The sequence below is a fragment of the Labilibaculum sp. genome, assembly GCF_041595635.1.
Classification (GTDB): Bacteria; Bacteroidota; Bacteroidia; order Bacteroidales; family Marinifilaceae; genus Labilibaculum.
Window position 1 is genome coordinate 1 of the sequence record NZ_JBFHJW010000102.1, and the last position, 7670, is coordinate 7670.

The window sequence follows — 7670 nt, forward strand, 5'->3', positions numbered from 1 at the left end:
GGATGATCTTTTAGTAGACTCACAAATAGTTCTCCTTTTCGCTGCACATCGGCTACAATGTTTTCCTCTAACAGAACTTCCAAGGCCGCATTGGCAGCAGCGCAACAAACTGGGTGTCCACCGAAAGTTGTAATATGCCCTAACATCGGTTTCGATTTAAAGGAATCTAAAATTTCCTTGCTTGAAATAAAAGCTCCAATTGGCATTCCGCCTCCCATAGATTTTGCCAGGCAAAGAATATCCGGTACCACATCGAAATGTTCGAAAGCAAATAGTTTTCCTGTTCTTCCAAAACCCATTTGTACCTCATCGAAAATCAGCAAGGCACCCATTTCGGTGCAACGCTTACGCAAAGTTTGAATGTACTCCTTGCTTGGAATAATCATTCCTCCCTCAGACTGTATAGGCTCTAAAATTACGCAGGCTGTTCTTTCAGTAATCTGATCTAAGTCGGCTAATTCTCCAAATTCAATCATACGAATATCCGGCAGTAAGGGACGAAAAGCATTTTTCATTTCCTCATCGCACAAAACACTCAAAGCTCCATGAGTGCTTCCGTGATATGATCTTGTAAAGTGGATAATTTCCGATCGCCCGGTATAACGTTTGGCCAATTTCATGGCTCCTTCGTTGGCTTCACTACCCGAATTCACGAAGTAGACAGAATTCAGATTTCCAGGCAGATTATCGGCCAATAGCTTGGCCAGCTTAACCTGAGGAGTTTCAATAAACTCACCATACACCATTAGGTGCATGTATTTATCAACCTGATCTTTTATAGCTTGGCGAACACGTGGATGTCCGTGTCCGAGGTTACTAACAGAAACACCCGAAACGAGATCCAAATATGGCTTTCCCTCCGGGCTATACATATATATTCCTTCTGCTCTTTCAATTTCCAAGGCAATTGGAAAATCGGAAGTTGTTGCTACATGTTGCAGAAATAATTGTCGATTGGTAATCATAGACAGAAATTTAATTTGAATACAAAATTCAAAAAAAATCCTACCATTAAAAAACTATCTGGTCATTAAATTTATATCTCCTAACAATTTATCTCGATAAGATTTGCCAATAGGAATTGCTTTAGAACCTCCTTCAACATCAATTACCACCGAATTATCCTCAATAACACCAATTTTACTCAAATTTACAATGTAGGAACGATGAATTCTTGAGAAACGCGTTGCAGGCATTTTCTCCTCAATGGCCTTCATGGTAAAATGAATGGTATATTTCTCATGATACGAATTAACCACCACGTAATTCTCTAAGGCTTCAATCCACAAAATATCGTCATAATTTAAACGAACTAAGGCAGAATTACTCTTAATGAAAATTTCATTTTTATCCTGCATAAAGCCTTCGCTATTTTTGTAACGACGATTGGCTTTGCTTACGGCTTTAAAAAAGCGGCTGTAACTGATCGGTTTTAATAAATAATCGGTAACATCATACTCAAAAGCTTCGAGAGCATATTGCTCTTTAGAGGAAATAATAATAATTTGAGGGGTTGTATTTAAACTATTTAAAAATTCCATGCCACTCATCTCAGGCATTTCAATATCTAAAAAAATCAAATCAACGGGTTCATTTTTTTTGATATTATTTATGGCTTCAATTGCACTTGGATAAGAAGCTCCAAGTGAAAGAAAATCGGTTCTTTCTATATAACTCTCAACAACTTTCCTCGAAAGTTTATCATCATCAATTACAACACAATTCATATAGTGGCGGTTAAATTTTGCTCAAAAACAGGTAAATACACTGTATTTATCTCCTCGAAACTTCTCTTCATCAAAAATAACAATCTTTTTACCATTTCCGAAATATTTCACTTAAATAATCCGATCCAAATTATTTAACTTAATATTATTACATAAATTTCATATCAATGCTTATTCTTTTTTAAAAATTCATTGAGTAATTCGCTACCCGAGCGAACAGACTTTAAAAGCCAGTCTAATTTTAATTCGAATTTTTCATGATCAGACAGTTGCCAATTCACATGAGATTGACGCAAAGCTGTTGTTAAATGACTTAACACTAAAGCTGCTGAAACTGAGATATTAAAACTTTCTGTAAAACCATACATGGGAATTTTTACGAATTCATCGGCATTCTTCATCACCTCATCCGACAAGCCCGTCAGTTCTGTTCCAAAAAAGAAAGCTGCTTTTCCCTTACTCAAATCAAAATCGGGTAACAATATATCATTTCTATGGGGCGAGGTTGCTACAATCCGGTATCCTTGCTTTCTTAATTTTGAAATTGCAGCATTTGTATTTTGTTTCTCCTGGTTGTATTGGTGCAAATTAACCCATTTCGAAGAGCCCATTACAACATCTGGATTTAGATGAAATTCATTATGATTTTCGATTACATGTAAATCCTGAATTCCGAAACAATCGCATGAACGCATAACAGCACTCGCATTTTGCGGCTGAAAAATATCCTCCAAAACAACAGTTATGTACCTCGTCCTATTTTCGATATTTTTATCCAATAAATCTTTACGTCTTTCATTGGTAAATTTTTCAAGAAAATGAACTGCCTCTTTTACTATTTTCTTCTCCATTTTCAGAAAATTAGGAACAAAAAAAAGGAGGTATGATTTAATACACCCCCTCTAATATCTTATGAATTGCACTTATACTATTGTACAGAGTCTGCTAATTCAGAACCAGCTTTGAATTTAATCACTTTTTTTGCTGGAATATTAATTGGTTTACCAGTTTGAGGATTTCTTCCAGTTCTAGCATCACGCTTAGAAACAGAAAAAGAACCAAATCCTACAAGGGCTACTCTATCATCTTCTTTTAATGCTTCAGTGGTAGTTTCAATGAAAGCATCTAATGCTTTTTTAGAATCAGCTTTAGTTAAACCTGCTTTGTTAGCAATTGCGTCAATTAATTGAGCTTTGTTCATAACGTTATAAAATTTTAGGGTTAAAAATTTGTTTTAATTTTGAATCATATACAAATATAAAGGATTTCTAATGGTTTGCAAATTTACCATCAGAAAAAATAATAAATTTAACCTTTCAAAGATTACAACATAATAAAAAAGACATTTTTCATGCTATTCCCTATAAACAATAAAAAGAAGAATATTAATTAAATCATAAGTCTATTTAAAGATGATTCTTATTTAACTGCTTCGACTAAATGTTTGACTTGACCGTATTTATTTATGATCAATATTATTTCACTAAAGCAAACAATTAAACACGAGCGCAAGTCACTAACTAACAGTGCTTTACGGTAGGGTAAACACAATCAAAAATAGACACAAACTGCACTTAGGTGTCAGTTTTATCGCCCAATATTGATCTATATCATTATGAGATGATTAGAAAAAAGGCTGTTCATTAGTAATGACAGCCTTTTGATAGATTTTATTTCTGGAGAAGAAAACGTTTAAAATCCGAAAAATCGGAACTTATAAAAGTGCTCTTTTTATCTTTTCCCAAACATTCTTTCAAGTAATCGGGAATTTTTATTTCAGAAGAAAGAACCTTTTCCACCGTATCTTTAAATTTTGCGGGATGTGCAGTCTCTAGAAAGACTCCTATTTCTGTTTGTGTATTGAGGTATTTTTTCAATCCAAGATATCCAACAGCACCATGAGGGTCCAGAATGTAAGCAGTCCTATTATATACATCTGCAATTGCTTCTTCAGTTTCCTGATCGGAAAACCAGGCTCCCTTAATATCTTTACTTATTTCGGCATGATTTTTATGATACAATTCCATCATGCGAGCAAAATTACTGGGAGCTCCCACATCCATGGCATTGGATATAGTTTGCACAGAAGCTTTAGGCTCATATTTTCCTGTATCCAAATAATCTGGAACTATTTTATTCCTATTTGCAGAGGCAATGAAAGAATCAATTGGTAAGCCCATTTGCTTGGCCAACAAACCACCGGTTAGATTTCCATAATTGCCACTGGGAACCGAAAATACTACTTTTTTATTGCTAGGCTGTAACTGTGCCCATGCATAAAAATAGTAAAAACTCTGTGGTAGCAATCGGGCAATATTGATTGAATTGGCTGAGGTAAGATTCAATTTTGCATTTAAATCATCGTCTCCAAAAGCCATTTTCACCATAGCCTGACAGTCGTCGAATGTACCATCAACCTCAAGAGCAGTTATATTTTGCCCCATTGTGGTTAATTGTTGTTCCTGAATTTGACTTACTTTCCCTGCTGGATACAATATAATTACTTTTACACCTTCTACACCTAAAAAGCCATTGGCAACAGCACTTCCTGTATCTCCTGATGTAGCTACTAAAATGCTTACTTCTTCCTGATCCTTCTTAGCGAAAGCTCCTAAGCATCGTGACATAAATCTGGCTCCAACATCTTTAAAAGCACATGTTGGTCCATGAAATAGCTCCAAAGTGCTCACCCCTTTTTCAATTGGCACCACAGGAATTGGAAAATTAAAGACCTCTTCTGCAATTTTTTTCAATTCTGAATCTGAGATATCATCACCTACAAAATGTTTGGCTACCTCAAATCCTATTTCAGCCATGCTCAATTCTGGTAATCTCTTAAAGAATTCAGCACCTAAGTTCGGAATCGAAACAGGAAAAAACAATCCACTATCTGGCGCAAGCCCCTTAATTACAGCTTCTTTAAAACTGCATCGTATCTCTGGGTTATTTGTACTAAAGTATTTCACAAGTCTAATGTTTTCATATTCTGGAATCGAATCCCCTCCAATTCCTATTTCCTTTTCTTACAAAATTTTCACTCCGCTTTCGCTCACTTTGGATACATAAATTTTGTAATCCAAACCAGTACGCTTGTATACTGTATCCATGGCGGCAGCAATCACATCGGCAGTTTCCCTTCCATTTGCCAAAGCAAATACCGAAGGTCCCGAACCCGAAATACTGCATCCCAAGGCTCCTGCCTCCATAACAGATAGCTTCAATTCATCAAATTCGGGAATCAACACTTTACGTTGTGGCTCTACAATATGATCTTCGAGCGAACGACCAATTAAATCGTAATTCGAAGTATAGAGACCAGACATTAAACCAGCCACATTTCCCCATTGACGAATGGCCTTTTTCAATGGAATTTCGGGAGACAATATTTCTCTTGCTTCCTTGGTTTTGATTTCAATTTGTGGATGAATAACGGTGCACCATAATTCTGTTGGAGCCTGAATGTGGATCACATCCAATGGGTTATATCCTCGAATCAGACAAAATCCACCCAAAGTCGCAGGAGCTACATTATCAGCATGCACATCACCCGAAGCAACTTCTTCGCCTTTCATTGCAAAGTCGACTAGCTGCAATCTGGAATATGGTTTATTCAATAGCTCGTTTACAGCCACAACAGCACCAGCTGCACTTGCTGCACTTGAACCAATTCCACTACCAGGCTTAATGTTCTTGATAATTTCAACATCAAATCCCTGATTGCTACCCAAATCATCCAACAACGCCTGAATGGCCACACTAGCCACATTCTTTAGTGGATCGGTAGGTAAATTCTCATAATCCTTTACGGGTTGAATCCTTATTATTTTCTGATCATTTTTTGTAATAATCATTTCATCTCCCACCCCATCGATGGCGAATCCTAATATATCGAAGCCACAACCAACGTTGGATACGCTGCCTGGAGCAAATACTTTTATACTATCTGACATTTTTTCCATTTTTTGTAGCTGACTAGTTGCTTGTAATTCTAATGATATCTCCAAAAATACCACAGGCCGTTACTTCTGCACCTGCTCCAGCACCTTTAACAATCAATGGTTGATCATTATACCACTTGGTTTTTAATGAAATTACATTGTCCTTACCATGTATATCATAAAATGGATGATCAGGACTAACTTCTTTCAATCTCACACTTGCTTTACCATCAGCAAAAGTAGCAATGTAACGATATCGAATATTTTTTTCAGCCATCACTTTTCTCCAAGCCTCAAAATGGTCGTTATGTGCCTCTAAGTCACGCAATAATTCCTCTGCTGTTTCTCCTTTCAAACACGATAAAGGAATCATTGGCTCATGATCCACATCCTGCGCTTCTAGTTTATATCCAGCCTCGCGCGATAGAATAAGAAGCTTACGTAAAACATCCATTCCACTCAAATCAATTTTAGGATCTGGCTCTGTAAAACCCTGCTCCATAGCCAACTTAACAGCTTCAACAAAAGATTTACCGCTGTTAAATTCATTCATAATGAAGTTTAAACTTCCCGAAACAACAGCATCAATTCCTATAATTTTATCTCCTGTATTGATTAAGCTATTAATCGTGCTGATAACAGGTAGTCCAGCCCCAACATTACTTTCGAACATGAATTCAACATTGTGTTTTTTGGCTGCAGCTTTAATTCTCATGTAATTATCAAATCCTGAAGAAGCTGCAATTTTGTTGCAGGCAACAATAGATACATTGGAATTTAAAACCTGCTGATACACTTTACTTACAAGTTCACTGGCGGTAATATCGATAAAAACTGAGTTTCTAAGATTCGCCTGATCCATGCGTTTTACAAACTCTTGCAAATTGGCAGTTTCCGACTCCTCTTCTAATTTTTGCTTCCAATCTTGAAGCATATTCTCATCAGTAGCAAAGTACATTTTACGACTGTTGGTGACTGCACGTATAACAAGCTGAAGACCTTTCTCTTCGAGTAAATAATCATATTGTTTTTTAATAAACTCCAATAATTTGCCACCCACATTACCAACACCTGCAATGTATATGTTCACCTTTTTATAGGTTGAAATAAAGAAATCTTCATGAATAACATTCAAAACTTTCCTCACATCGAAAGTTCGGACCATAAATGTGATATTCAATTCATTACCACCCTGAGCCATGGCTCGAATATTCACTCCATTTCGGCCCAAAACACTAAACACTTTACCAGAAATTCCCGGAGTATATCCCATATCTTCACCCACAACAGCCACAATAGATAGATTCTCCTCTACCGCAGGTTCGTTCACCAAATTCATTCGAATTTCCATTTCGAACTCAGAACGAACTGCCTCAACAGCCAACTCACGATCACTTTCGTTAATTCCAACACTCATACTATGTTCCGAAGAAGCCTGAGTAATAAGGATTACGTTGATCTTATTTTGAGCTAAACAGGTAAAAAAACGGGAAGCAAATCCACTTATTCCTACCATACCACTTCCCGAAAGAGTGAATAAATTAATTTGATCAATAGAAGAAAGACCTCTCACAATGGAGCGATCACTTTTTGGTGCGTCGCTAATTAATGTGCCCTTTTCGTCGGGAGCGAAGGTGTTTTTTATACGAACATTTATTTTATTCTTTAAAACAGGAATTAAAGTTGGCGGATAAATGACCTTTGCTCCAAAATGAGAAAGTTCCATGGCTTCATGAAAAGACATTTGTTCGATAGGTAATGCCTGTGACACCATTCTTGGGTCGGCAGTATACATTCCACTTACATCGGTCCATATTTCCAGCTCGCTGCAATGCAAGCCTGCAGCCAAAATAGAAGCAGTATAATCTGAGCCTCCACGCCCCAGTAAGGTCATTTCACCTTTTTGACCAGAAGCTATAAATCCAGGAAATACGGCAACCTGAAATTTTGAATCTTTAATGGCTTCTAGATTTTTATTGGTCTGCTTGCTATTTAAGAATAAACC

At 36.7% G+C, this 7670-nt stretch carries 7 protein-coding genes; all 7 read right to left on the bottom strand.

Translation table 11 applies throughout. The features are described from left to right. Nucleotides 1-965: aspartate aminotransferase family protein (locus tag ABYT26_RS17080; protein ID WP_372756139.1), on the bottom strand; the 965-nt coding region annotated here is incomplete at its 3' end. Between the two features lie 54 nt (nt 966-1019). Next, a complete protein-coding gene (locus ABYT26_RS17085) occupies nt 1020-1727 on the bottom strand; it encodes a LytR/AlgR family response regulator transcription factor (RefSeq protein ID WP_372756141.1) in 708 nt (235 codons plus the stop codon). Between the two features lie 164 nt (nt 1728-1891). Then, nucleotides 1892-2578, bottom strand: a complete 687-nt coding sequence (locus tag ABYT26_RS17090; RefSeq protein ID WP_372756143.1) for a TrmH family RNA methyltransferase — start codon at nt 2576-2578, stop codon at nt 1892-1894. A gap of 77 nt (nt 2579-2655) precedes the next feature. Further along, nucleotides 2656-2928, bottom strand: a complete 273-nt coding sequence (locus ABYT26_RS17095) for an HU family DNA-binding protein (RefSeq protein ID WP_372756145.1) — start codon at nt 2926-2928, stop codon at nt 2656-2658. 469 nt (nt 2929-3397) lie between these two features. Further along, nucleotides 3398-4693: a threonine synthase gene (gene thrC / locus ABYT26_RS17100; RefSeq protein WP_372756147.1), complete on the bottom strand. Its 1296-nt coding sequence runs from the start codon at nt 4691-4693 to the stop codon at nt 3398-3400. A gap of 57 nt (nt 4694-4750) precedes the next feature. Then, complete coding sequence (locus tag ABYT26_RS17105; RefSeq protein ID WP_372756149.1) at nt 4751-5677, bottom strand: homoserine kinase; 927 nt, start codon at nt 5675-5677, stop codon at nt 4751-4753. A gap of 22 nt (nt 5678-5699) precedes the next feature. After that, on the bottom strand, nt 5700-7670 hold a 1971-nt coding region (thrA, locus tag ABYT26_RS17110; RefSeq protein WP_372756151.1), incomplete at its 5' end, for a bifunctional aspartate kinase/homoserine dehydrogenase I.

What these genes read in the sequence shown, in the direction of transcription:
- ABYT26_RS17090 (WP_372756143.1), bottom strand. Translation starts at nt 2,578, where the DNA reads ATGGAGAAGAAAATAGTAAAAGAGGCAGTTCATTTTCTTGAAAAATTT.
- ABYT26_RS17105 (WP_372756149.1), bottom strand. Translation starts at nt 5,677, where the DNA reads ATGTCAGATAGTATAAAAGTATTTGCTCCAGGCAGCGTATCCAACGTT.
- ABYT26_RS17085 (WP_372756141.1), bottom strand. Translation starts at nt 1,727, where the DNA reads ATGAATTGTGTTGTAATTGATGATGATAAACTTTCGAGGAAAGTTGTT.
- ABYT26_RS17095 (WP_372756145.1), bottom strand. Translation starts at nt 2,928, where the DNA reads ATGAACAAAGCTCAATTAATTGACGCAATTGCTAACAAAGCAGGTTTA.